Genomic DNA, 22,708 nt, shown 5'->3' on the forward strand with positions numbered 1-22,708 from the left:
ATCACCTCTTCAGAGTGACGCGCTACGCCTCCTCGAGCAACTCCGCGGTCACTGCCGACTCGGTGTCGGGAACCCCCAGTTCTTTCGCACGGCGATCGGCCATCGACAACAGCCGCCTGATCCGACCGGCGACCGCATCCTTGGTCATCGGCGGATCTGCGAGCTGACCGAGTTCCTCGAGCGAGGCCTGTCGGTGCTGCACCCGCAGCGTGCCGGCCGCAGCGAGATGGTCCGGGACGTCGGCACCGAGGATCGCCAGAGCCCGCTCGACCCGCGCAGCCGCCGCGACTGCGGCGCGCGCCGACCGCCGCAGATTCGCGTCGTCGAAGTTCGCGAGCCGGTTGGCCGTCGCGCGCACCTCGCGGCGCATGCGACGCTCTTCCCAGGTCAAACGGGTGTCTTGGGCGCCCATGTGGGTGAGCAGCGCACCGATGGCCTCACCGTCGCGGAGAACGACTCGGTCGGCGCCGCGCACTTCACGCGCCTTCGCGGTGATGCCGAGACGGCGGGCAGCACCCACCAGGGCGAGCGCCGCCTCCGGCCCGGGGCAGCTGACCTCGAGTGCGGACGACCGTCCCGGTTCGGTGAGCGAACCGTGCGCGAGGAATGCACCGCGCCACGCTGCAGCGGCATCGGACACACTCCCGCCGACCACCTGCGCCGGTAGACCTCGGACCGGCCGGCCGCGACTGTCGAGCAGCCCGGTCTGCCGAGCGAGCGCCTCACCGTCCTTCCCGACCCGCACGACGTAGCGCGAGCTCTTGCGGAGCCCGCCGGCACCGAGAACGAGCACCTCCGCCTGGTAGCCGTACAGCTCGAAGATCTCCTTGCGCAGCCGCCGCGCGATCGAGCCGAGATCGGCCTCGGCCTCGACGACGACGCGACCCGCGACGATGTGCAGACCGCCCGCGAACCGCAGCAACGACGACACCTCTGCCTTGCGGTTGCTGGTGCGGGTGACGACGAGCCTGCTCAGCTCGTCCTTGACCTCCGCTGTCATTGCCACGAGACGATCTCCCTTCCGCCACCGCCCACGGAACTGCTGCGTCCGTGTGGCCTGGTCAGATACTGTCCGAGCGCCCTCGCCAACTTGGCGGGGTCGTGCCGATGAGTGCCCGCCTCGGCGACGTCGACGAAGTCGACCTCGGCACCGAATCCGGTCGCGGCGCGGCGGAGATGCTCACGTTCACGCCCGGCGGGCACCGATGCCGCGTCGACGACGACGTTGTCGACACGGAAGTCCGGCGCATGCTGCGCCAGGACATGCAGATGCCGTTCCGCGGAGAACCCGGCGGTTTCTCCCGGCTCGGCCGCGAGATTGAGCACCAGCACTTTGCGCGCGCTCGTGTGGATCAGTGCATCGAACAGATCCGGCACCAGCACGTGCGGGATGACACTCGAGAACCACGAGCCCGGCCCGAGTACCACGAGGTCGGCGTCGCACACCGCGTCGAGTGCATCAGGGCTGGCCGGCGGATTGGCCGGGATCAGCCGGACACGTCGCACTTTGCCGGGGGTGGTCGCGACCGCGACCTGCCCGCGGATGCATCGGCTGGCCCGCGGATCGGATTCGAGTCCGGAGACATCGGCTTCGATGTCGAGCGCGATCGGTGACATCGGCAGTACGCGACCGCGCACCTGCAGCAATCGCCCCACGGTGTCGAGGGCAGCGGCGGTGTCGCCCAGCACCTCGGTCAGGCCCGCGAGGATCAGATTGCCCACCGAGTGCCCTGCCAGGGCTCCGGTGCCACCGAAGCGGTGCTGCACTGTCTCCGTCCAGATACCCACCTCGGGGTCGTCGTCGCCGGACATCGCGGCAAGCGCCATACGCAGGTCGCCGGGCGGTATCACTCCGAGTTCGGCGCGCAGCCGCCCCGACGACCCGCCGTCGTCGGCGACGGTGACGACTGCCGTGACCCGGTCCGTGAGCCGACGCACGGCGCGCAGCGTCGCGAACAGGCCGTGTCCCCCGCCGAGGGCCGTGATCGCCGGACCGGTAGGCGAGTCCCCGAGATAGGTGCTCACTCGCGCCCCAGATCACGGTGCACGACATGCACATCGAGTCCGGGTTCACCGCTCAAACGACCGGCGAGGGCTTCGGTCATGGCGACACTGCGGTGCTTACCACCGGTGCAACCCACCGCGATCGTCATGTATCGCTTGCCCTCGCGCCGGTACCCGGCCGTCGTCAGTTCGAGCATCCGCTGATAGCTGTCGAGGAATTCCGGTGCGCTCTCATGGGCCAGGACGTAGTCGCGCACCGGCGCGTCTCGGCCGGTCTGCGGACGAAGTTCGGGAACCCAGTGAGGGTTCGGGAGGAAGCGCACATCGCATACGAGGTCGGAGTCCATCGGCAGACCGTACTTGAAACCGAACGATTCGACGGTCACCTGGATGGTGTCGGAGGTCGCGTCTCCGAAGGCCGTTTCGATCTTGCGGCGCAGTTCCGGTCCGGTGAGCGCAGAGGTGTCCACCACGAGATCGGCCGCAGCCTTCACCGGAGCGAGTTGCCCGCGTTCGGCCGCGATCCCGTCGATGAGAGTGCGGTCGGCGGTATCGGCCTGCAACGGGTGACTACGGCGGACCTGCTCGAATCGCCGGACGAGCACGGCGTCTGTGGCCTCGAGGAACAGCACCCGGGTCTGAACGGGCCGCGCAGCCAGTTCGTTGACGACCTGACCGAGATCACCTGTGAACAATCGGCTGCGCACATCCATGACGATGGCAAGACGCTCGAGCGGAGGATCGGCGCGGACCGCGAGATCGATCATCGAGATGACCAGCTGCGGCGGGAGATTGTCGGCGACGAACCACCCGAGGTCCTCGAGCGCGGTGGCCGCGGTACTCATCCCGGCCCCGGACAATCCGGTGATGATGATCACCTCGGCGCGGCGAGAGGCACCGTTCCCACTCGACTCCATGGTGTCTCTACCCACATCCGTCATTGCTGCGACTCCGCTCGTACTTCCGACACGCCGACGGTGCCATCATTGCCCACCGGTGTGTCTCCTGCATCCGGGTCGGGTTCCGGAGTCGAGTCGGAGGGGGACGCCGGGGCGCCGTCGGACGTCTCGCCGCGGAGTGCGTCGTGCACGGTCTGCGCGATCGCGCGGCCGATCCCCGGGACCGCCGTGATCTCCTCGACGGTGGCCTCACGCAGTTTCGCGACCGACCCGAAATGCGTCACGAGTGCCTTGCGGCGTGTATCGCCCAGACCGCGGATCCCGTCCAGCGCCGAGGCCGTCATCCGCTGCGAGCGTTTGCTGCGGTGGAAGGTGATCGCGAAACGGTGTGCCTCGTCGCGGACCCGTTGCAGCAGATACAGCGACTCGCTCGCCCGCGGCAGGATCACCGGATCGTCCTCGCCCGGCACCCACACCTCCTCGAGGCGCTTGGCGAGACCGATCACCGCGACATCGGTGATGCCGAGGTCGTCGAGGACTTCGGCAGCCGCCGCCACCTGCGGCGCACCCCCGTCCACCACATACAGGTTCGGTGGATACGCGAAGCGGCGCGGCCTGCCGGTGACCGGGTCGAGCGCGGCCTCCGGGGCGGCATCGCCGCCGTCGGCACCGTCCTCACCGATCACGGCGTGTGTGGTGTCGCGGTTGTGCCGGAGGAACCGACGGCGGGTGACCTCGGCGATCGAACCGACATCGTCGGATCGTCCCTCACCGGCAGCCTCCTTGATCGCATACCGCCGATAGTCGGATTTACGGGGCAGTCCGTCTTCGAAGACCACCAGCGACGCGACGACGTCCGTGCCCTGCACATGGCTGATGTCCACGCACTCGATGCGCAGGGGCGCCGAGTCGAGGTCGAGAGCTTCCTGGATGCCCTGCAGTGCCGCCGATCGTGCCGTGAAATCGCCCGCCCGCCGCAGTTTGTGCTGGGTCAACGCCTCCTTCGCGTTGCGCAGCACCGTCTCGGCGAGTGCCTTCTTGTCGCCGCGCTGCGGTACGCGCAGCCGCACCGGTCCGCCGCGGAGCCCGGACAGCCAGCGGCTCATCTCGTCGGGGTCGGGCGGCAGCGCCGGAACGAGTACTTCGCGCGGCACGGCGCTTGCGACGCGGTCACCGTCGGCGGCGGTGGTGAGCGCGACCTCCTCCCCGTAGAACTGGGTGAGGAACTGTTCGACGAGAAGTGACAACTCTTCGTCGCGATCGGCGTCGTCGGATCCGGACGGCCGCGCGTCGCGGTCCGCCGGGCGATCGACGACGTCGCCGGACTTCTCGACGACCCAGCCTCGCTGACCGCGAACGCGGCCGCCGCGCACGTGGAACACCTGGACGGCGACCTCGAGTTCGTCGCCCGCGAACGCGACGAGATCGGCGTCCGTGCCGTCACCGAGTACCACAGCCTGCTTCTCGAGCGCCTTCCGCAGCGCGCCGAGGTCGTCGCGCAGGCGTGCCGCGAGCTCGAAGTCGAGTTCCTCGGAGGCAGCGTGCATGCGGTTCTCGACGTCGCGGACGAGCCGGTCGGTGCGGCCGGCGAGGAAGTCGCAGAAGTCGTCGACGATCCGGCGGTGTTCGTCGGCGTCGACCCGGCCGATACAGGGGGCCGAGCACTTGTCGATGTAGCCGAGCAGGCACGGCCGCCCGATCTGCGAGTGCCGTTTGAAGACGCCGGCCGAGCAGGTGCGGGCCGGGAACACCCGGAGCAGCAGGTCGAGGGTTTCCCGGATCGCCCACGCATGGGAGTACGGGCCGAAGTAGCGCACGCCCTTGCGTCGGGGACCGCGATAGACGAACAGACGCGGGAACTTCTCCCCCACGCTGACGGCGAGCATCGGATAGGTCTTGTCGTCGCGGTACCGCACGTTGAAGCGTGGGTCGAATTCCTTGATCCAGTTGTACTCGAGCTGCAGCGCCTCGACTTCGGTGCGCACCACCGTCCACTCGACGCTGCCGGCGGTGGTGACCATCTGCCGGGTGCGCGGGTGCAACGAGGAGACGTCGGCGAAGTACGAGTTCAATCGTGAACGCAGGCTCTTGGCCTTGCCGACATAGATGACGCGGCCGTGTGGGTCGCGGAATTTGTACACCCCCGGCTCCGTGGGAACGGTGCCGGGGGCGGGGCGGTATGTCGAGGGGTCGGGCACGACGTCCAGGCTAGTCTTCTGTTCCGACACTCCGGCCGTAGCGTGCTTCGATCTCGCGATAGCGTTCCAGGGCGTCGACAGCGCGTGCACCGTCGCGGGCCTGCACCGCGACCACCGCCAGATACTCGTCGTCGGGAAGCTCGAGATGAGCCCACGGCGCATCGTGCGGGAACGAGATGCCGTGCACCTGATTCCAGCTGAAACGCTTCTCTTGGAACATGTTCCGAACTGAGACACCGCTCGCGCCGGCGCGCAGTCGCGGTCGGGTGAAGAGCAGCACCCCGGACGCGACCACGAGACCGATCATGACCATCGCGATCTGGTCGGCGACGCGCAGATGCACACCGGTGTCGCCGCCCGCCCGCAGGACGACGGCGGCGCCGATGTGTGCGACCACCAGGAACCCGGCGACGACCTGCGCCGCCACGGTCATCTTGCGGGCGCGGACGTCGAGTTCCCATTGTGTATCGGTTGCTGCAGTCACGGCGTGGCGCTCCGGAGCCGACGCAAGGTGACGGCGGTGTCGAGGGCAGCCGCGCACGCCTGGCCGCCCTTGTCCTCGACCGAATCCGGCAACCCCGCACGATCGAGTGCCTGCTGCTCGGTATCGGTGGTGAGCACACCGTTGCCCACCGGGGTGCCCTCGTCGAGGGCAATGCGCGTCAGCCCGTAGGTCACCGCGTCGCACACGTACTCGAAGTGCGGCGTCCCGCCGCGGATCACGACACCCAACGCGACCACAGCATCGTGGGTGCGGGCGAGTTGCTGCGCGACCACGGGCAGTTCGATTGCGCCGGCGACACGCTCGACCGTGACGTCGATGATCCCGGCATCCACCGCGACTCGCTGTGCCCCTGCGATGAGCGCATCGGAGACCGCGGTGTGCCAGCGTCCCGCGACGATCGCCAGGCGCAGACCGGCGGCGTCCGCGAGTTGCAGGTCGGGCAGTCCTTCACCGCTCATCAGGCGTCACCGGCCTCGTAGTCGTCGAGCCCGATCAGGTCGTGCCCCATCCGGTCGCGCTTGGTACGCAGGTAGGTGAGATTCTCGGCGTTGGCGCGCAGCGGCATCGGGACACGCTCGGTGACCTGCAGGCCGTATCCGTCCAATCCGACCCGCTTGGCCGGATTGTTGGTCAGCAACCGCATCGACCCGATACCGAGATCGACGAGGATCTGCGCGCCGATGCCGTAGTCGCGAGCATCGGCGGGCAACCCGAGTTCCAGGTTCGCGTCGACGGTGTCGGAACCGGCGTCCTGCAGCTGATAAGCCTGCAGCTTGTGCATCAGGCCGATACCGCGCCCCTCGTGGCCACGCATGTAGAGCACGACGCCGCGCCCTTCCGCCGCCACCATCTCGAGCGCCGCGTCGAGCTGCGGGCCGCAATCGCAGCGCAGCGATCCGAACACGTCACCGGTGAGGCATTCGGAGTGCACGCGCACGAGCACGTCTGCACCGTCACCGTCGGGTCCGGCGAGGTCGCCGCGGACGAGTGCGACGTGCTCGACCTCGTCGTAGATGCTCTGGTAGCCGACCGCGGTGAAATCACCGTGGCGGGTGGGGATGCGCGCCTCGGCGACACGCACCACATGCTTCTCGTGCTTGCGGCGCCATGCGATGAGATCCGCGATGGAGATCAGCGCGAGGTCGTGCTCATCGGCGAACACCCGCAGCTCGTCGGTGCGGGCCATGTGGCCCTCGTCCTTCTGCGAGACGATCTCGCAGATCACACCGGCAGGACGCAGATCCGCCATGCGGGCGAGGTCGACAGCGGCCTCGGTGTGGCCGGGACGCCGCAGCACGCCGCCCTCTTTGGCGCGCAACGGTACGACGTGGCCGGGACGCGTGAAGTCCAGCACGGTCGAATCGGGGTCGGCGAGCAGCCGCATGGTGGTGGCGCGATCGGACGCCGAGATTCCGGTGCCGATGCCTTCCTTCGCGTCGACCGTGACGGTGTACGCGGTGCCGTGCTTGTCCTGATTCGTGGAGTACATCGGGGGCAGACCGAGCCGGTCGCAGTCGTCGCCGTCGAGCGGCACACACAGATAACCGGAGGTGTAGCGCACCATGAACGCCACAAGTTCGGGAGTGGCCTTCTCCGCGGCGAAGATGAGGTCGCCCTCGTTTTCACGGTCTTCGTCGTCGACCACGACGACCGCCTTACCGGCGGCGATGTCGGCGACCGCGCGCTCGATGGTGTCGAACCTCGTCACTTGCCCTGACTCCAAATCTTCTAGTCGGACGACTCGTGCTTCGCGTCCACTGTCCTGTTCCACAGTACGACCTCTCACCGAGCGTTCTGCAGTCGCTCCACGTACTTTGCGATCACGTCGACCTCGAGGTTGACGGTGGTACCTGCCTCTGCGCCACCGAGTGTGGTCAGCGACAACGTCGTCGGGATCAACGAGATCTCGAACCATTCGTCGCCGGGCTCGCCGCCGAGCGCCGACACCGTCAGCGACACACCGTCGACAGTGATCGAGCCCTTCTCGACGACATACCGGGCGATGCTCGCGGGCAACGAAATCCGGACCACCGTCCAGTTCTCGGACGGCGTACGGGAGAGCACGGAGCCGGTGCCGTCGACGTGCCCCTGAACGATGTGACCGCCGAGCCGACTGTTCACCGCAGCGGCGCGTTCGAGGTTGACGCGGCTGCCCGCAGTCAGATCCTCGAGACTCGAGCGGTTCAGTGTCTCCTGCATCACGTCCGCGGTGAACGAGTCGGTGTCGACCACGTCGACGACGGTGAGGCACACCCCGTTGACTGCGATCGAGTCGCCATGTTTGGCGTCGGTGGTCACCACCGGTCCCCGTACCGTGAAGCGAGCGGCATCCGCGAGGTCTTCGCGCGCCACGATCTCACCCAGTTCTTCCACGATGCCGGTGAACACGTTCGGCTCCTTCACTCCCGGCCAGGGACCGGGCTCATCAGTCCCGTTCCGGGACCAGGGTCATCAGGACATCAGCGCCGACGGTCTCGATACGCTCCCGACGAAACCGTAGCGCCTCGGCGATCGTCGCGACGCCCGCGTCCTGCACGGCGGCACTTCCCGCCCCGAGCACGACGGGCGCGATGTACGCCTGGACACGGTCGACGCGACCGGCAGCGAGGAACGCCCCGGCCAGACGTGGACCACCCTCGACGAGCACATCAGGGTGGTCGGTGAGCGCCTCCAGGACCTCGTCGATGTCGTGAGTGCGCAGAACGAGGGTGGGTGCGCTGTCGTCGAGCACCCGCGCATCGGTGGGGATGTCGCTCAGCCCCACCACCACCCGCAAGGGCTGATGCGGTGCAAGCTCTCCGTCCGGCAGGCGCGCGGTCAGCCACGGGTCGTCGGCGAGGACGGTGCCTGTGCCCACAACGATCGCGTCGAGCCGGCTGCGCTCGTCGTGCACCCGTGTGCGGGCGTCCGGGCCTGAGATCCACTGGCTGGTGCCGTCGGCGGCCGCGCTGCGCCCGTCGAGCCCCGCCGCGTATTTCCAGGTCACGTGCGGCCGGCCGGTGCGTTGCCGGTGCAGCCACGCACGCAGCGTGCCGTGCGCCACGGCGTCGGCGCCGAGACCTTCGTGGACCGCGATGCCGGCAGCGCGCAGGGTCGCCGCACCGCCTTCGGCAACCGGGTTGGGATCGGCGATCGCGTAATGAACGGTCGCAATTCCGGCCTCGATCAAGGCGTGCGCGCACGGCCCCGTGCGACCGGTGTGGTTACAGGGTTCGAGGGTGACGACAGCGGTGCCACCGCGCGCCCGTTCCCCGGCGGCCGCGAGTGCACGCACTTCGGCGTGCGGACCGCCGGGGGGCGCGGTGGCACCGACCCCGGCGATACGACCGTCCACGTCGAGAATTGCCGCACCCACCGGCGGGTTGGGGCTCGTCGTCCCACGAACGGCTTCCGCGGCGTCGAGCGCGAACTGCAGCGCTTCGGCGAGTTCCGGTGCGGTCACGGCGCGAGGGTCAGGTGCGCCGAGGCCTTCGCGGCCTGCGCACGCAACTTGCGTACCGCTTCGCCCGGGTCCTCCGCGCCGTAGACCGCGGAGCCGGCTACGAAGCAATCGACACCGGCTTCGGCGGCGGCCTCGATGGTGTCCGCATTGATCCCACCGTCGATCTCGACGACCAGGCGAAGCTCGCCGGAATCCACCAGCCGCCGCACCGCGCGGGCCTTGCCGAGCACGTCGGGGATGAACGACTGGCCACCGAATCCCGGTTCGACACTCATCACGAGGAGCGTGTCGAATTCCTTCAGGAGTTCGAGGTACGGCTCGATGGGGGTGCCGGGCTTGACGGACAGTCCCGCCTTTCCACCTGCTGCACGGATATCCCGCGCGACGGCGACAGGGTCGTCGGTGGCCTCGGCATGGAACGTGACGTTGTACGCGCCTGCCTCCGCGTACGGCGGCGCCCACCTGCCCGGATCTTCGATCATCAGGTGGCAGTCGAGGGGAATCTCGGTCGCTTTCAGCAGTGACTGCACGATCGGCAGGCCGAGAGTCAGGTTCGGCACGAAATGCGCGTCCATGACGTCGACATGCAGCCAGTCGGCGCCGGCGACGGCCTGGGCCTCGTCGGCAAGGCGTGCGAAATCCGCGGACAGAATGGAGGGGGCAATCATCGGGTGGGCCACGTCAGCCGAGTCTAGTGCGCGCGGTGATGTCCGTGTCAGTGCGGGCAACACACCGAACCGGGGACTTTCTGCCCTGGTCAGCGTGCCGACGGAATGGTTCGCTGGAGGAACGTCACGGCACTGTGCCCGCTACTACGGGTAATCCGCCGAACTCGGCGAGGTGCCATGGGTCCTTGTCACCGCGCCTCTCGGTCGCGGTCGCCTCAGCGCCGCAGGGGGGTGCTCCGGTGATCGCGACCGCGGCGCTGTCGCGGTTCAGGCCGGCACGTCGGTGGGCTGTGCGCGCCCCAATCCCATCGCACGGGTGGCCTGCACCAAGGAGCGGGCCGCTCGTGCGGCGAACGAATCCGACACCGGAATCCGCACCGGACGTATCCGGCCGTTGTGGATCGCCGTGAACCGCCAGCCATCCACGGTTCGAACTGCAACGATGGTGTTCCGGGTCAGTCGCCGTTTCGGTGGTTGCGAACGCCAGGCAACAACGACCGAACCGGTGCCGTACAACAGCGCAACATCGTCACCGAGGTGACGTATCGAGTCGATCTCCCCGACCAGGGCGCTACCGAACAGCACACCTCGGAACAGCGCGTCGTGGGATTCGACCACCGACCCGCGCCCGAGGATTCGGGTGCCGTCGAACGAGACATAGTCGCAATCCTCGGTGAAGCACGCACCGTAGGCCTCGGCGTCGCCGTCGGTCCACGCTCGGCACATCCGATCGAACAGACCCCTGAGCTGAGCATCATCGGTCATGATCTTTCTCCTTTGCTCTCGATATCGCCTCTGCGCGCATGATCACGACCCGCCGGTACGAGAAATCGATGCTGCGGGAGATGAACTCGGCAATAGCGGCGAGTTCGTGATCGTCGAATCCCGCGACCAGGCCGGCAGCGTCGTCTCGGATGCTGCCGAACACCTCGGCGATCTCGGGTGAGGCATCGAACACCGGACGCAAGATCTGCTTGCGCCCGTCACGAGGGTCGGGCTCACGGGTCAGGTGCCCTCCCTTCTCCAGGCGCGCGACGACCCCGGTGACCGCGCCAGTGGTCAACCCTGTGATTGCCGCCAACTCGCTGCCGGTCATCGCCCCCCTCTCGTACAGCAGATCGAGGCACTTGTGGTCGGCGGGACCGAGTCCGAGCCGTTCGGCGACGGCGTGATGAAACAGGACAGTGGCAGTGCTCAACCGACGGGAGAGATCACTCGTGACCACGTCCGCCAGATCGCCGCGGCCCTCCCACATCGACCCGTTCACATCTCCCCTTCCGATTTCACTTAGCATCTAAGCTACTTGGTAAATGTGTTTGCGACAAGGGCGAATGTCTTCCGGGAGCGCCAGGGTGCGCCCATACTCGAACGCAACCGACGAAGGAGGCACCGATGGGCGCTCCAGATTCGACATCCCTGTCCGGCCGAACCATGATCATGTCCGGAGGCAGCCGAGGGATCGGCCTCGCCATCGCGCTGCGCGCCGCGCGCGACGGCGCCAACATCACATTGATCGCCAAGACCGACACCCCGAATCCGAAGCTTCCGGGCACCATCCATACCGCCGCCGCAGAACTCGAGCGGGCGGGCGGGCAGGTGCTGCCGTTCGTCGGCGACATCCGAGACGACGACGCCGTGGCCGTTGCTGTCCAGCAGACGGTCGCACGGTTCGGCGGAATCGACATGGTCGTGAACAATGCCTCCGCGATCGACCTGTCCCCCACTCCCGATATCGCCATGAAGAAGTACGACCTCATGCAGGACATCAACTGCCGCGGCACGTTCCTGCTGTCCAAGTTGTCGATTCCGGCGCTGCGCGACTCCGCGAAGGCCGGGCGCAACCCGCACATCCTCACGTTGTCTCCACCGCTGAACCTCTCACCCAAGTGGGCCGGCGGCCATCTTGCCTACACAATGGCCAAATACGGGATGAGTTTGACGACACTCGGACTCGCCGAGGAACTGAGGAGCGACGGCATCGGGGTCAACTCGTTGTGGCCGCGCACAACCATCGCCACCGCTGCGGTGCGCAATCTTCTCGGCGGTGAAGACATGGTGAATTCGTCACGGACACCGGACATCTACGCCGACGCCGCGCACGTGGTTCTCACGTCGCCGGGTCGCGAGGCGACCGGCAACTTCTACATCGACGACGAGGTACTCGCGGGTGCCGGGGTCACCGACCTCGACCAGTACCGGGCGGGCGACGGAGAGTTGCAGCTCGACCTGTTCCTCGACTGACCACGCGTCGACTTCCGGGACTTTCCTCCGTTCACACGGGTTTCCTCAGGTCGTCGAAGTGCGGAAACCCACAGACATGGGCGAAAGTTCGAGCACTCAGGGACGCGGAGTCGCACCCGCCCGAAAGACCCGGATGAAACATTCGTACGACGTCGACGCCACCACACGACCCGACATGTCGAAGAACCGGCCAGTTACGCCGGCCCGGTCCCCCGCCTGCACACCGCATTCGGTGACGTAGAGCAGCCAGTCATCGAATCGGACCGGACCGTGGAAGGAGATGTTCGCCTCTATCGCGGCGATGACCATTCGCCCGTGGCCCCAGCACAATCCACGGCTGGTGAGCACCGAGTCGAACACTGTCATGTCGGAGGCGTACGCGAGTGCCGAGTACTGCATCGCCGGATCGTCCGGCAACGCTGCCACAGGTCTGAACCACGCTTGTGCGAACATCGCGCGTTGTCCGCGAGCGAAGTGTTCCCACGGCGATGGAGCCGCGTAGCGGACGTCGAACAGCTCTGCGGCGGCACCGAACTCTGCGGGACGAGTCCCGTCGCCGAACACGTCGAACGCGTTGGGCAACAACTCTGCAGGGGCCACCTCAGGCATCGCTGATCCGTCGACGTACTCACCGGACGGACGCTGAGTGGACACGGAGCAGGTAAAGATCGGAGTATCCCGCTGCGCCGCTGTGACCGCCCACCGATTCAACCGTGTGCCCACGTGAACCGGGTTGACGATGTAGTCGATCGGCTTGCCCGCCTCCCCCTGCGCGACGAAAGCAGCCTGCACTGAACGCACCTCGTCCCCCGGCTCCGCGCACTGAGCTGTCGCGGCGACGGACTGTGCGAGTAGTTGCCCTCCGAAGATACGCAGACCACCCGACGTCGATGCGCCTCGAAATCGGTGAGTGCCGTCGCGTTCGACCCGAAGCGGCGCCGTCGAAATCACAGACCGCGGGCGAGCGCGTCGAAACGATCGATGTCTTCGCGGCGGCAGACGTGGCTGCCTGCCGTCAGCAAGGCGGCGGAGCCGCAGGCGATTCCCAGCGCCAATGCGTCACGGAGCGGCCGGTCCTGCAACAATCCCACGACGAGCCCGGCGACCATGCTGTCACCGGCACCGACCGCGCTGCGCACCTCGACGTCGAGGGCAGACACCTGCACGGCCTCGGCGGCGGTGACCATGATGGCTCCGTCGGCGCCGAGCGACACCACGACGATCTCCGCGACACCACGGTCGACGAGCTCGCGGGCCGCGGCGATCCGGTCGTCCGACGTAGGGAGGTCATGACCGACCCATTCGCACAGTTCGTCCAACGACGGTTTGACGAGGAAAACCCCCGACTCGATGCTCGTGAGTGCGTCGCCCGAAGAATCGAGGACGAACCGCGCACCGGCGTCGCGGGCGGCGTCGGCGATACGCCGGACGAACGTGCCGGGGACCCCCGGTGGGAAGCTGCCGCTGGCGACGACATATTTCGCATCCTGGGCCACCTCTGTCAGCGTAGCGAGACACTGTTCCTGTTCCTCGGCGGTCAGGTCGGGGCCGGGAGTGACGAACCGGAACTCGAGCCCACTCGTGCGGTCGATCGCCGTGAAGCATTCCCGGGTGTCGTCGACGATGGGCACGATGTGTTCTTCGACATCGTCGTCGTCGAGCAACCCGCTCATCTGTTCGCCGCGCGCACCCCCGGCCGGGTACACCGCTGCGGCCGACGCACCGAGCACGCGCGCGACCTTCGCGACATTCACCCCGCCCCCGCCGGCGTCGTAGAACGGCTCGTCGCACCGGAGTTTGCGGGTGTGCACCACGTGGTCTGTGAATGTGGTGACATCGAGGGCAGGGTTCATTGTCAGCGTGACGATGTCGGGCATATGCGAACCCTATGGCCAGAGGTGCCACACGTCGACTCACATCCTGGGAGACGGCGCCTACAGCAGCGACGCTCGTACTATTGATCAGGCGGTGTAGCGCAGCAGGGAGACGCCGTTCCGGAAGCCTCGGGCCTCGATCAACTGGAGGCCGGTTGTCTCGTACCCGTCGGGGAACAGCCGTCTTCCCCGTCCCTGGACGGTGGGACAGACGAACAGTCGATACTCGTCGACCAGACCGGACTCGATCAGGCCGTAGGTCAACATGATGCTGCCGGTGACGACGATGTCGCGGCCTTCCTGTTCTTTCAGGGCCTGAACCCGGGCGATCCAGTCGCCGGTGAGCACAGTGGAGTTCTGCCATTGGGGCTCGGCCGACGTCGACGAGACGACGTACTTCTCGATGCGGTTGAGTTCGTCGGTTATCCCGGTCTCGTCGTCGGTCTGCTCGGGCCAGAAGCTGCGAAAGTCTTCGAAGGTTCGCCGACCCAGCAGGATCGCGTCGGAGTCCTCGGACTGTGAACGGGTTGCTTTCAGCACTTCCGGGTCCTGGCCCATCGGGTCGAACCAGTCGCCGAGCATTTCGATGGCGCCGTCGATGGTGATGTTCTGGGTGATCGCAAGTGTCCTCATGTCGAGTATCGACCCTTCGGGACTGCAGAATCATCGCTGCCGCAGGGCTGCGGATCGGGAATCCGTCGGATCCGGCATCGCTGCTCTGTGCGCGTCAGGCCGCAGTCACCTCGGCGACCTGCCGCTTGTTTTTCTTGCCTCGCCCCTTGTTCCGGCATGCGACGGCGGAGCCGAGCATGAGCAACCGCATCGACCGCGCGGCGGCGTCGACGAGCAGGTCGTGTCCGTTGGCGACGGCGTCTTCGAGTTTCATCGGGACGGGGATGATCGAGGCGATCGCGCCGATCCCGACGTCGTGCACGTCCGGGGCTCCGCGGCCGAGCGACCCGGCGATCGCGAGCACCGGCACCCCGACCTTCTGAGCTCGCCGCGCGATCTCGGCGGGCACCTTGCCGCGCGGTGTCTGGAAGTCGATGCTTCCCTCCGCGGTGATGATCAGGTCGGCGCGGGCAACGAGGGCGTCGAGATCGATGCCGCACAGTCCGCTGTCGAGCAGCACGTCGAAACGGGATGCGATACGGGCCCCGGCGAGCGCCGCGAGTCCCGCACCCAGCCCACCGGACGCCCCGGTCCCGGGGCCGGTCCTGATATCGAATCCGGTAGTAGTGCAGTATTGTTCGAGCACCTCCGCCCACCGGTCCAGCGCGGCGGAGAGTTCGTCGACCTGTGTGGGAGTCGCGCCCTTCTGCGGACCGAACACGCGGGCGACCCCCTGCGGCCCGCACAGCACGTTGTGGGTATTGCCGGCCAGGACGATCTCGGCGTCGGCGAGGGCCGGATGCAGGGCGTCGAGGTCGAGTCGATCAGCTCGCACGAGGTGGCGGCCGCCGTCGGGGAGATCATGTCCGTCGCGGTCGAGGATCCGAACGCCGAGCGCGCGCAGGGCGCCGGCGCCGCCGTCGCTGGTTCCGGAGTCACCGCATCCGACGACGATGCGGCGGATCCCGTCGTCGAGCACAGCAGCGATGAGTTCGCCGACACCGCGGGTGGTGGTCGCACCGGGGTCGCGGCGGTCGCCGGGCACGAGTCGCAGGCCGGCGGCCGAAGCCATCTCGACCACTGCAGTGCCCGTGGAGGCACCTCCGAGTCGTGCCCACTGCGCGACAAGGGGCTCGCCGACGGGGCCGGTGACCGTGGCCGGAACGAGAGTGCCGCCGGTGGCCTCCGCCAGGATCTTCGCGGTGCCCTCCCCGCCGTCCGGGATCGGGACGGTGTCGACGGCGACACCGGGCAGCGCTCTACGGACCCCGATGGCGATCGCCGATGCAACAGAGGGCGCGTCGAGACTCTCCTTGAATCCGCTGGGTGCAACAAGAATTCGGTGCGGAACCTTCAGTGCCATTACGCCACTCCTATCGATAAGGGAGAACAATTCCGTGGATGACCACGGGTGGATCATGGGAACAGGGGCATGCCGAGCAGCGGCCACACGAACCAGGCGAACAGGAGCACCAGCACGGCGCTGAGCGGGCCGAGCACCGCGGACAACCACAGCAGGTCCCTGCTTGTGTAGGTGGGGACGTCCGGCACCGACGAGAACAGCGTCACCGGTTTCGCGGAACTGGGCAATGTATGACAGAAACCGGCTGCGGCGGTCGAAAGAAATGCTGCCGCAAGCGGATCGACGCCGACGGTGGGTGCGAGCGCCACGACAACGGGGATGAGCACCGCCGACCGTGCCGAACGCGACTGGATCACCAGGTGCGCGGCGGTCGACATCACGACGACGACCACGACGAACAACGGTCCCGCGGCCTCACCGCGTGAGGTGAGCGGGCCGAACGCGGTGGTTGCCAGCCAGTCCGCGGCGCCGCTGGTGGTGAGCGCGGTGCCGATCGACAGGGTCGCGGCCATGAACAGCAACAGTGTCCACGGCACGGTCTTCAGCGCGGCTCCGAGCTTCACGGATCCGTAGCGCGGCGAGGTCGCAACGAGCGCACCGAGTAGCGCCACCACAGCGGGATGGATGCCGTGCAGCGGTTCAGTGCACCACAGCACGGTCACGACGGCGAGCAGCAACGTCGACCGGGACTCGACGACGGTGAATGGACCTGTCACCGGGGTCGAGGATTGCGCGCCTACGTCCTCGGCCGTGATCGACAGGTGCCGACGACGGTCGTCGGCGTCGGTGAACATCCAGAGCACCAGTTCCGCTGCTGCGTGCGACGAGACGATCGCGAGTGGCAGTCCCAGCAACATCCACGTCGCGAAATCGAATCCGCTGCCGGTGGCGGTGGTGACGATCTGGCTGGTGATCAGGTGTGCGCCGGCACCGAGCAGAGATGCCACGGCCGACAGCAGGATCACTGTCGGGAACAGCAGCGCCAGTCCGCGCACCAGCCGGGGACGGTCCGTCAGGACGGTGGCGATCGCGACGAAGACCGGCAGCACGAGCGCCGCGCGCCCCGATGTCGACGGCACCGCGAATGCGGTCACCACGAGCGCCGCCGTCACCAAGTGGATGAGGGCACGTGGGGTGCGGGCGCCGGTGACGAGGAACGCGGCGCCGCGGGTGGCAAGGCCCGAGGAGGCGACGCCGGCGGCGATGACGAACGCCGACAGGAGCAGCCAGACGATGTCGTCGCCGAGCGTGGCGAACAGCGCGTCGGCGTCGGTGACTCCCACGACGGTGAGGGTCGCGGCGGCGCCGAGCGCCACATAGGTGTCGTCGATTCGGGTGAAGATCCACAACCACACCGCGTTCACGAACACGATCAGGGTGACCGCCGCGTCCGCGCTGAGAGCGACATCGGTGCGAGCGAGATGCACGATGCCGGCGCACGTCACGATGAGGACGAGGACGGCTGCGACACGGCCGGGTCCCGGTCGGTGTCGGACGCGCGGAAGTGTCGACGCCGGGGACGTCGGGACGCGCGGCGGTGTGGTGGCGTAGGACGTCATCGCAGCCGGTATCCCGCTCCGCGAATCGTCTCGACGCGGTCGCCCCCGATCTTGTTGCGCAGCGCCCGCACGTACACGTCGACGACGTTGGAGGCCGGGTCGAAGTCGTAGCCCCACACGTGCCCGAGGATCTGTTCGCGGGAGAGCACCTGCCCGCGATGCCGCAGGAACACCTCGAGGAGGGAGAATTCGCGGCTGGTGAGGTCGACGCTGGCGCCGCCGACCTCGACGCGGCGGGTACGCAGGTCCAGTGCAAGATCGCCGTCGCCGAGCACCGATGTCGGGTCGGTCGCACCGGCGTCGCCGATGCGCAGCCTGATCCGGGCGAGGAGTTCAGCGAACTGGAACGGCTTGCTCACGTAGTCGTTGGCGCCGCCTTCGAGTCCGGCGACGGTATCGGTGACGCTGTCGCGGGCAGTGAGCACGATGACGGGAGTCCGGACCCCTTCGCCCCGGAGCCGGTCGAGCACGGTGAACCCGTCCATCTTGGGCAACCCTATGTCGAGGATGACGAGGTCGAACGCGTCACTGCGGGCCAGCAGCAGCGCCGTGTCACCGTCGCCCGCATGGGTGATGGTGTAGCCGGCGGCGCGCAGTCCCTTCTCCAGGAAGGCAACGATGCGCGTGTCGTCTTCGGCGATCAGGATGCGGCTCACGATGTGGCGGCCTTTCGGGGGTCGGGTACGGATTCGGCGTTGTGGGGTTCCGGATCGGCCTGTTCGCGGTGGTCGGTGGCGCGGAGCCGGACATCGGGGTCGTGCACGGGTAGATCGATACCGAAGGTGGCGCCCTCTCCCGGGGTGCTGTCGACCCACACCGAACCGTGGTGGGCGTCCGTGATGGCACGCACGATCGCCAATCCGAGTCCCGCACCGCCGCGTTCGGGTGCGGGTCCACCCACGTCGGCGGGCGTGGGGTTGCCACGCCGGAAGCGCTCGAATATGCGACTCGCGTCCTCCGGTGCCACACCGGGGCCGGTGTCTCGTACCCACACACGGAACAGACGTCGGTCGTCGTCGACGACGAAGGCGGATCCGAGTTGGATCACGTCGCCGTCGCGAGTATGGGAGACCGCGTTGGTGGCGAGTTGCAACGCAGCCTGGGTGACACGCTGGCTGTCGATGCCGGCGACCCCCTCCGCCACTTCCATGAGCTGCCAGTCGCGGGAGCCGAGCATCTGGGCCTTGGCTTCGATGTCGAGTGTCAGATCGGTGACGTCCACCTCGCGGCATGTCACGAAGTCGGGGCGTTCGGCCTTGGCAAGCACCAGCAGGTCACTGACGATGCGGGCCATGCGATCGAGTTCGTCCTCGACGAGGCGAAGAGTCGCGGCGCGGCTGGTGGCATCAGCGCTCCGGTCGAGTTCCATCACCTCGAGGTGCCCGCGGATCACGGTGATCGGGGTGCGCAGCTCGTGTCCGGCATCGTCGACGAACCGTTGCTGGGTGTCGTGGGCTTGTTCGAGTCGATCGAGCATCGAGTTGAAGGTCTCGGCGAGCGCGGCGATGTCGTCGCGCCCGTGGACAGGTACCCGGCTGGTGAGGTCCTTCTCCCCGATCGCCGCGGCGACCTCGCGCACCTGCCGGATCGGCGCGAGAATCTGGCCGGCGACGAGCCAGCCGATGACTGCGGTGAGTCCGAGCCCACCGACCGCGACGAGCGCGATGGTGCGGATGGTCTCGCCGACCTGCGCTCGTTGTTCGGCGGTGAACACCGCGACGATCAGCGCGCCGTCGTTGTTGCCCGAGGTGACGTCGGAGCGAGCCCACCGGACCCGGCCATCCTCGACGTCGATGACGCCCGAGTTGGTGGGTGTGCCGAGCATCCGGTCGAAGAGGTGTCCGTCCTCGGTCAGTCCCGGAGGCAGGTCGGGTCGATCGAGTGCGATACGCCGGTCGAACAACAGGTCACCACCGACGACCCCGACGATCACCTCACCTTCCGAGGTGTGCTGCCGGTTCAGGTACACCTCGAGCATCCGGTCCACGGAAGTGAACGGTGCAGCGGTGGTCGGGTCGACACCCACGGCGGCGAACGCGCGGAACTCGTCGATCTCTTGCGTGATGTCGGCGTTCGCGTCGTGGTCGACATCGTTGAGCAGCAGCGCACGGGTGGTCACGACGACTGACACCAGTGCGACGGCGGTGGTGAGAAGAATCCACGTGAGGATGCGCCAGCGAGCCGGGAGGGCGGATCCTCGCGGTTGTCTCTCCCCGTCACTCGTCATCGTCATCCCAGTCGTCGCCATCGTCCCAGTCGTCATCCCAGTCGTCGTCATCGTCCCAGTCGTCATCCCACTGCGTCGCAGGAGCGGGAAGCGGCTGACGTTGCACATCGGAGATCTGCGGAGATGCGGGGGGCGCCGTGTTCGCTGCCGGTGGCGTGGCGGGCGCCACGGTGGGCTCCTCGACGCTGCCGGGACCGGGTGACGGCGAGTGCGCACCGGGAACGTCGTCGGCATCGCCTGCGCCATCACTTCTGCCTGCGCGATCACCGCTGCCGGTGTCGTCCCTGGCGGCGGCATCGCCGGGGGCTCGGGGGTCGACAGACACCGTGATCGATGCGTTACCCACGTCCGGGGACCCGGCGTGGCCGCCGAGCAACTGGCCCGCCCATGCGAGGCCGGCAGGGATCACCAACAGGGCTACCAGCGCAGATATCCGCTTCACGACTGCCATGGCAACAATGCTCTATCGCTGTGGTGAACAGTTCGTGAAACGAAAATGAGAGAGTCTTCATCTTCGACGCTCGTGATTGCGCCCGACCGTGCCACGAGGCCCAGCGGTCACCTCGCGGCACGGTCGGGGCCGGTTACTCCCCCGGCTTACGCAGTGCCGCCATGAACATCGCATCGGTGCCGTGCCGATGCGGCCACAGCTGCACGCCCGGTCCGGCGCCGAGTTGCGGCACTCCCGGGACGAGTTCGCGGGTGTCGAGTTCTTCGACACCGTGGCGACGCACCGCGTCGGCAACGATCGCCACTGTTTCGGAGACGTGCGGCGAGCACGTCGAATACAGCACGACACCGCCGGGCCGCAGCAGTTCGATCGCGGACGCGAGAAGCTGCTTCTGCAGGCGCACCAGGTCTGCGACATCGCTGGGTTGGCGGCGCCACCGCGCCTCGGGCCGGCGGCGCAGCGCACCGAGTCCGGTGCAGGGCGCGTCGACGAGGATGCGGTCGTAGCCGGGTTCGAGACCGGGTTCGCGTCCGTCGGCGACGTGCACCGTGACCGGCAGACCACGAGTGGTCTTGCGGACCAGGTCGGCGCGGTGTTCGACCGGTTCGACGGCGTCGACGGTGAATCCGTCGAGGTCGGCGAGCGCACCGAGCAACGCGGCCTTGCCACCCGGTCCGGCGCACAGGTCGAGCCAGCGTCCACCGTCGTCGCCGGTGAGCGGCGCAAGGGTCAACGCCCGGCCGACGAGCTGACTTCCTTCGTCCTGCACGGCGGCCATGCCTTCGCGGACGGGTTCGAGCCGGCCGGGGTCGCCGTGGTCGAGATGCACCGCATATGGAGACCACTTGCCCTGTTCCCCGCCGGTGACGAGAGCGAGTTCCTCGGCGGTGATGATGCCGGGGCGGGCCACGAGATGCACGATCGGGCGGGCATCATCGGCGGCGAGCACCTCGGCGAGTTCCCCGGCGTCCGGGCCGAGGGCGTGGGCGAAGGCCTGCGCGATCCAGACCGGATGCGCGTAGCGGAACGCGAGATGCCCGACGGGGTCACGATCCGCGTCCGGGGCGAGCCGTTCGATCCACTGGTCCTCGGTCTGTTCCCCCACGCGCCGTAAGACCGCGTTGACGAATCCTGCTCGGCCCTGGCCGAATTCGGTGCGGACCAGATCCACGCTGGTTGCGACGGCGGCGTGATGCGCGACGCGGGTGCGTAGCAACTGATAGGTGCCCAGGCGCAGCACGTCGAGCAGCGCACCGTCGATCTCGTCCACGGGGCGTTGTGCGGCGGACTCGATGACCGCGTCGAGCATGCCCTGGGCGCGGGAGGCACCGTAGGTGAGTTCGGTAGCGAGCGCTGCGTCGCGGGAATCGAGTTTCCGTTCACGCAACAGCGCGGGAAGTACGAGATTGGCGTAGGCGTCGCGGTCCCGGACCGCGCGCAGCACGTCGCGAGCTGCGGTGCGCGCCGGATCCACCGCAGACTGCGACGGGCGCCTGGCCTGGCGCGGTTTCGGGTTGCGATCGCCGGTTCCCTTTCCGGAACGGCGTGCGGGCCTGCGGGATTCGGTCACTGTGCACGCACCTTGTCGTCGAGGCGGGCGCCGCGCGCCCAGTCGGCAGCGGCCATCGCCTTCTTGCCGGGCGGCTGAACGGTGCCGAGCCGGACCGCAGTGGTCGCCGTCCCGATGAACAGACCGTCCTTGCGCGCCAGAATCTCACCCGGTTCCAGCGTTTCGTCCGTCGCCGTGACGGGCCCGAGCTTCACGCGCAGGTCACCGATCATCGTCCACGCGCCGGGCGCCGGGGTGACCGCACGGATGTGCCGGTCGACGACGTGCGCGGGATGCGTCCACGTGACCCGGGCCGCATCGACTGTGATCTTCGGAGCCGGCGACACTCCATCGGCGGACTGGGGTGCGGGGTCGAGGATGCCGTCGGCGATGCCGTCGAGGGTCGATTCGAGAAGGACTGCTCCGGCGTCGGCGAGGCGGTCGAGGAGGTCACCGGCGGTATCGGTGGGGCGGATGGTCTCGGTGACCACGCCGTAGACGGGACCGGTGTCGAGGCCGGCCTCGAGCCGGAAGGTACTCGCGCCCGTGATCTGGTCTCCCGCCGCGAGTGCGGCCTGTACGGGCGCAGCGCCGCGCCATGCCGGCAGCAGCGAGAAATGCAGGTTCACCCAGCCGTGGACGGGAATGTCGAGCACGGGCTGCGGGATCAGCGCCCCATATGCGACGACCGGGCAGCAGTCCGGTGCCAGCTCGGTCAGCCGCGCGATGAAGTCCGGGTCGCGCGGGGAACGCGGGGTGAGCACCTCGATGCCGTGTTCGTCGGCGAGTTGCCCGACTGCCGAACGCACGGTCTTGCGGCCGCGGCCTGCGGTGGTGTCGGGGCGGGTCACCACCGCGACGACGTCGTGACGGTCGGACTCGATCAGGCGGCGCAGTGACGGAACAGCGGGTTCGGGTGTGCCCGCGAACACAACACGCATGTCAGCGCACCACCGGCACGACGCGATGTGGTGTGGTGTGGATGGTTCCGGCCGGACGTGTCACGAAAGCTGCTCCCGAATCTCGACGACGATGATTCCCACAGTCTAGGGAGTCGACCAGCGCGGGGAGTCCACCAGCATGGGGAGTCGACGGGTGACAGATCGGATGCAGTGG

Annotated in this window: 23 protein-coding genes; 1 reads left to right on the forward strand and 22 read right to left on the reverse strand. The window is 67.9% G+C overall.

Going from position 1 to position 22,708, the window contains the following annotated elements; all coding sequences use genetic code 11:
* Positions 1-22: 22 nt before the first annotated feature.
* From whiA to EV641_RS00500, 12 genes are all read right to left on the reverse strand, one after another.
* On the reverse strand, positions 23-1,000 hold the full coding sequence (whiA, locus tag EV641_RS00445) for a DNA-binding protein WhiA (protein WP_199233109.1): 978 nt from the start codon (positions 998-1,000) through the stop codon (positions 23-25).
* Positions 997-2,025 carry a uridine diphosphate-N-acetylglucosamine-binding protein YvcK gene (gene yvcK / locus EV641_RS00450; protein WP_132470049.1) on the reverse strand — a complete coding sequence of 343 codons (1,029 nt, stop codon included), beginning with the start codon at positions 2,023-2,025 and terminating at the stop codon, positions 997-999. Before yvcK ends, whiA begins: the two co-directional genes overlap by 4 nt.
* Positions 2,022-2,945, reverse strand: a complete 924-nt coding sequence (rapZ, locus tag EV641_RS00455; protein ID WP_199233087.1) for an RNase adapter RapZ — start codon at positions 2,943-2,945, stop codon at positions 2,022-2,024. Before rapZ ends, yvcK begins: the two co-directional genes overlap by 4 nt.
* On the reverse strand, positions 2,942-5,101 hold the full coding sequence (gene uvrC / locus EV641_RS00460) for an excinuclease ABC subunit UvrC (protein WP_132470051.1): 2,160 nt from the start codon (positions 5,099-5,101) through the stop codon (positions 2,942-2,944). Before uvrC ends, rapZ begins: the two co-directional genes overlap by 4 nt.
* A 10-nt stretch (positions 5,102-5,111) precedes the next feature.
* Complete coding sequence (locus tag EV641_RS00465) at positions 5,112-5,585, reverse strand: PH domain-containing protein (protein WP_132470053.1); 474 nt, start codon at positions 5,583-5,585, stop codon at positions 5,112-5,114.
* Entirely contained in the window at positions 5,582-6,064 is a 483-nt protein-coding gene (gene ribH / locus EV641_RS00470; RefSeq protein ID WP_054719952.1) for a 6,7-dimethyl-8-ribityllumazine synthase, read from the reverse strand. The genes EV641_RS00465 and ribH overlap by 4 nt, the downstream gene beginning before the upstream one ends.
* Positions 6,064-7,314 (reverse strand): bifunctional 3,4-dihydroxy-2-butanone-4-phosphate synthase/GTP cyclohydrolase II, encoded by a 1,251-nt coding sequence (locus EV641_RS00475; RefSeq protein ID WP_054719954.1) that lies wholly within the window; start codon positions 7,312-7,314, stop codon positions 6,064-6,066. Before EV641_RS00475 ends, ribH begins: the two co-directional genes overlap by 1 nt.
* Positions 7,315-7,388: 74 nt before the next feature.
* A complete protein-coding gene (locus tag EV641_RS00480) occupies positions 7,389-7,994 on the reverse strand; it encodes a riboflavin synthase (RefSeq protein WP_054719956.1) in 606 nt (201 codons plus the stop codon).
* Between the two features lie 37 nt (positions 7,995-8,031).
* Entirely contained in the window at positions 8,032-9,048 is a 1,017-nt protein-coding gene (ribD, locus tag EV641_RS00485; protein WP_132470055.1) for a bifunctional diaminohydroxyphosphoribosylaminopyrimidine deaminase/5-amino-6-(5-phosphoribosylamino)uracil reductase RibD, read from the reverse strand.
* Positions 9,045-9,728: a ribulose-phosphate 3-epimerase gene (rpe, locus tag EV641_RS00490; RefSeq protein ID WP_132470057.1), complete on the reverse strand. Its 684-nt coding sequence runs from the start codon at positions 9,726-9,728 to the stop codon at positions 9,045-9,047. The genes ribD and rpe overlap by 4 nt, the downstream gene beginning before the upstream one ends.
* A 255-nt stretch (positions 9,729-9,983) precedes the next feature.
* The gene (locus EV641_RS00495) at positions 9,984-10,481 is read right to left on the reverse strand and encodes an SgcJ/EcaC family oxidoreductase (protein ID WP_199233088.1); all 498 of its coding nucleotides are present in this window, start codon (positions 10,479-10,481) and stop codon (positions 9,984-9,986) included.
* Positions 10,471-10,983 carry a MarR family transcriptional regulator gene (locus tag EV641_RS00500; RefSeq protein ID WP_199233089.1) on the reverse strand — a complete coding sequence of 171 codons (513 nt, stop codon included), beginning with the start codon at positions 10,981-10,983 and terminating at the stop codon, positions 10,471-10,473. Before EV641_RS00500 ends, EV641_RS00495 begins: the two co-directional genes overlap by 11 nt.
* Positions 10,984-11,108: 125 nt before the next feature.
* Between EV641_RS00500 and EV641_RS00505 the strand changes: the two genes are divergently transcribed.
* A complete protein-coding gene (locus EV641_RS00505) occupies positions 11,109-11,957 on the forward strand; it encodes an NAD(P)-dependent oxidoreductase (RefSeq protein WP_132470061.1) in 849 nt (282 codons plus the stop codon).
* Positions 11,958-12,053: 96 nt separating this feature from the next.
* Here EV641_RS00505 and EV641_RS00510 read toward each other — a convergent pair whose 3' ends face one another.
* From EV641_RS00510 to fmt, 10 genes are all read right to left on the reverse strand, one after another.
* Positions 12,054-12,908: an acyl-CoA thioesterase domain-containing protein gene (locus EV641_RS00510; protein ID WP_054719424.1), complete on the reverse strand. Its 855-nt coding sequence runs from the start codon at positions 12,906-12,908 to the stop codon at positions 12,054-12,056.
* A complete protein-coding gene (locus tag EV641_RS00515; RefSeq protein WP_132470065.1) occupies positions 12,905-13,834 on the reverse strand; it encodes a 1-phosphofructokinase family hexose kinase in 930 nt (309 codons plus the stop codon). The genes EV641_RS00510 and EV641_RS00515 overlap by 4 nt, the downstream gene beginning before the upstream one ends.
* A gap of 84 nt (positions 13,835-13,918) precedes the next feature.
* Positions 13,919-14,464 (reverse strand): dihydrofolate reductase family protein, encoded by a 546-nt coding sequence (locus tag EV641_RS00520; RefSeq protein ID WP_132470067.1) that lies wholly within the window; start codon positions 14,462-14,464, stop codon positions 13,919-13,921.
* A gap of 94 nt (positions 14,465-14,558) precedes the next feature.
* Entirely contained in the window at positions 14,559-15,806 is a 1,248-nt protein-coding gene (locus EV641_RS00525) for a glycerate kinase (RefSeq protein ID WP_132470069.1), read from the reverse strand.
* A gap of 53 nt (positions 15,807-15,859) precedes the next feature.
* Complete coding sequence (locus EV641_RS00530) at positions 15,860-17,365, reverse strand: SLC13 family permease (protein WP_132470071.1); 1,506 nt, start codon at positions 17,363-17,365, stop codon at positions 15,860-15,862.
* Positions 17,362-18,021, reverse strand: coding sequence for a response regulator transcription factor (locus EV641_RS00535; protein WP_132470073.1), 660 nt, complete (start codon positions 18,019-18,021; stop codon positions 17,362-17,364). The genes EV641_RS00530 and EV641_RS00535 overlap by 4 nt, the downstream gene beginning before the upstream one ends.
* A complete protein-coding gene (locus tag EV641_RS00540) occupies positions 18,018-19,592 on the reverse strand; it encodes a HAMP domain-containing sensor histidine kinase (protein WP_132470075.1) in 1,575 nt (524 codons plus the stop codon). The genes EV641_RS00535 and EV641_RS00540 overlap by 4 nt, the downstream gene beginning before the upstream one ends.
* Positions 19,582-20,043: a hypothetical protein gene (locus EV641_RS00545; RefSeq protein ID WP_132470077.1), complete on the reverse strand. Its 462-nt coding sequence runs from the start codon at positions 20,041-20,043 to the stop codon at positions 19,582-19,584. Before EV641_RS00545 ends, EV641_RS00540 begins: the two co-directional genes overlap by 11 nt.
* A gap of 133 nt (positions 20,044-20,176) precedes the next feature.
* Positions 20,177-21,613, reverse strand: coding sequence for a transcription antitermination factor NusB (locus EV641_RS00550; RefSeq protein ID WP_132470079.1), 1,437 nt, complete (start codon positions 21,611-21,613; stop codon positions 20,177-20,179).
* Positions 21,610-22,533: a methionyl-tRNA formyltransferase gene (gene fmt, locus EV641_RS00555; protein WP_132470081.1), complete on the reverse strand. Its 924-nt coding sequence runs from the start codon at positions 22,531-22,533 to the stop codon at positions 21,610-21,612. The genes EV641_RS00550 and fmt overlap by 4 nt, the downstream gene beginning before the upstream one ends.
* Positions 22,534-22,708 lie beyond the last annotated feature (175 nt).

The organism is Rhodococcus sp. SMB37 (assembly GCF_004345605.1).
Taxonomy (GTDB): domain Bacteria; phylum Actinomycetota; class Actinomycetes; order Mycobacteriales; family Mycobacteriaceae; genus Rhodococcus.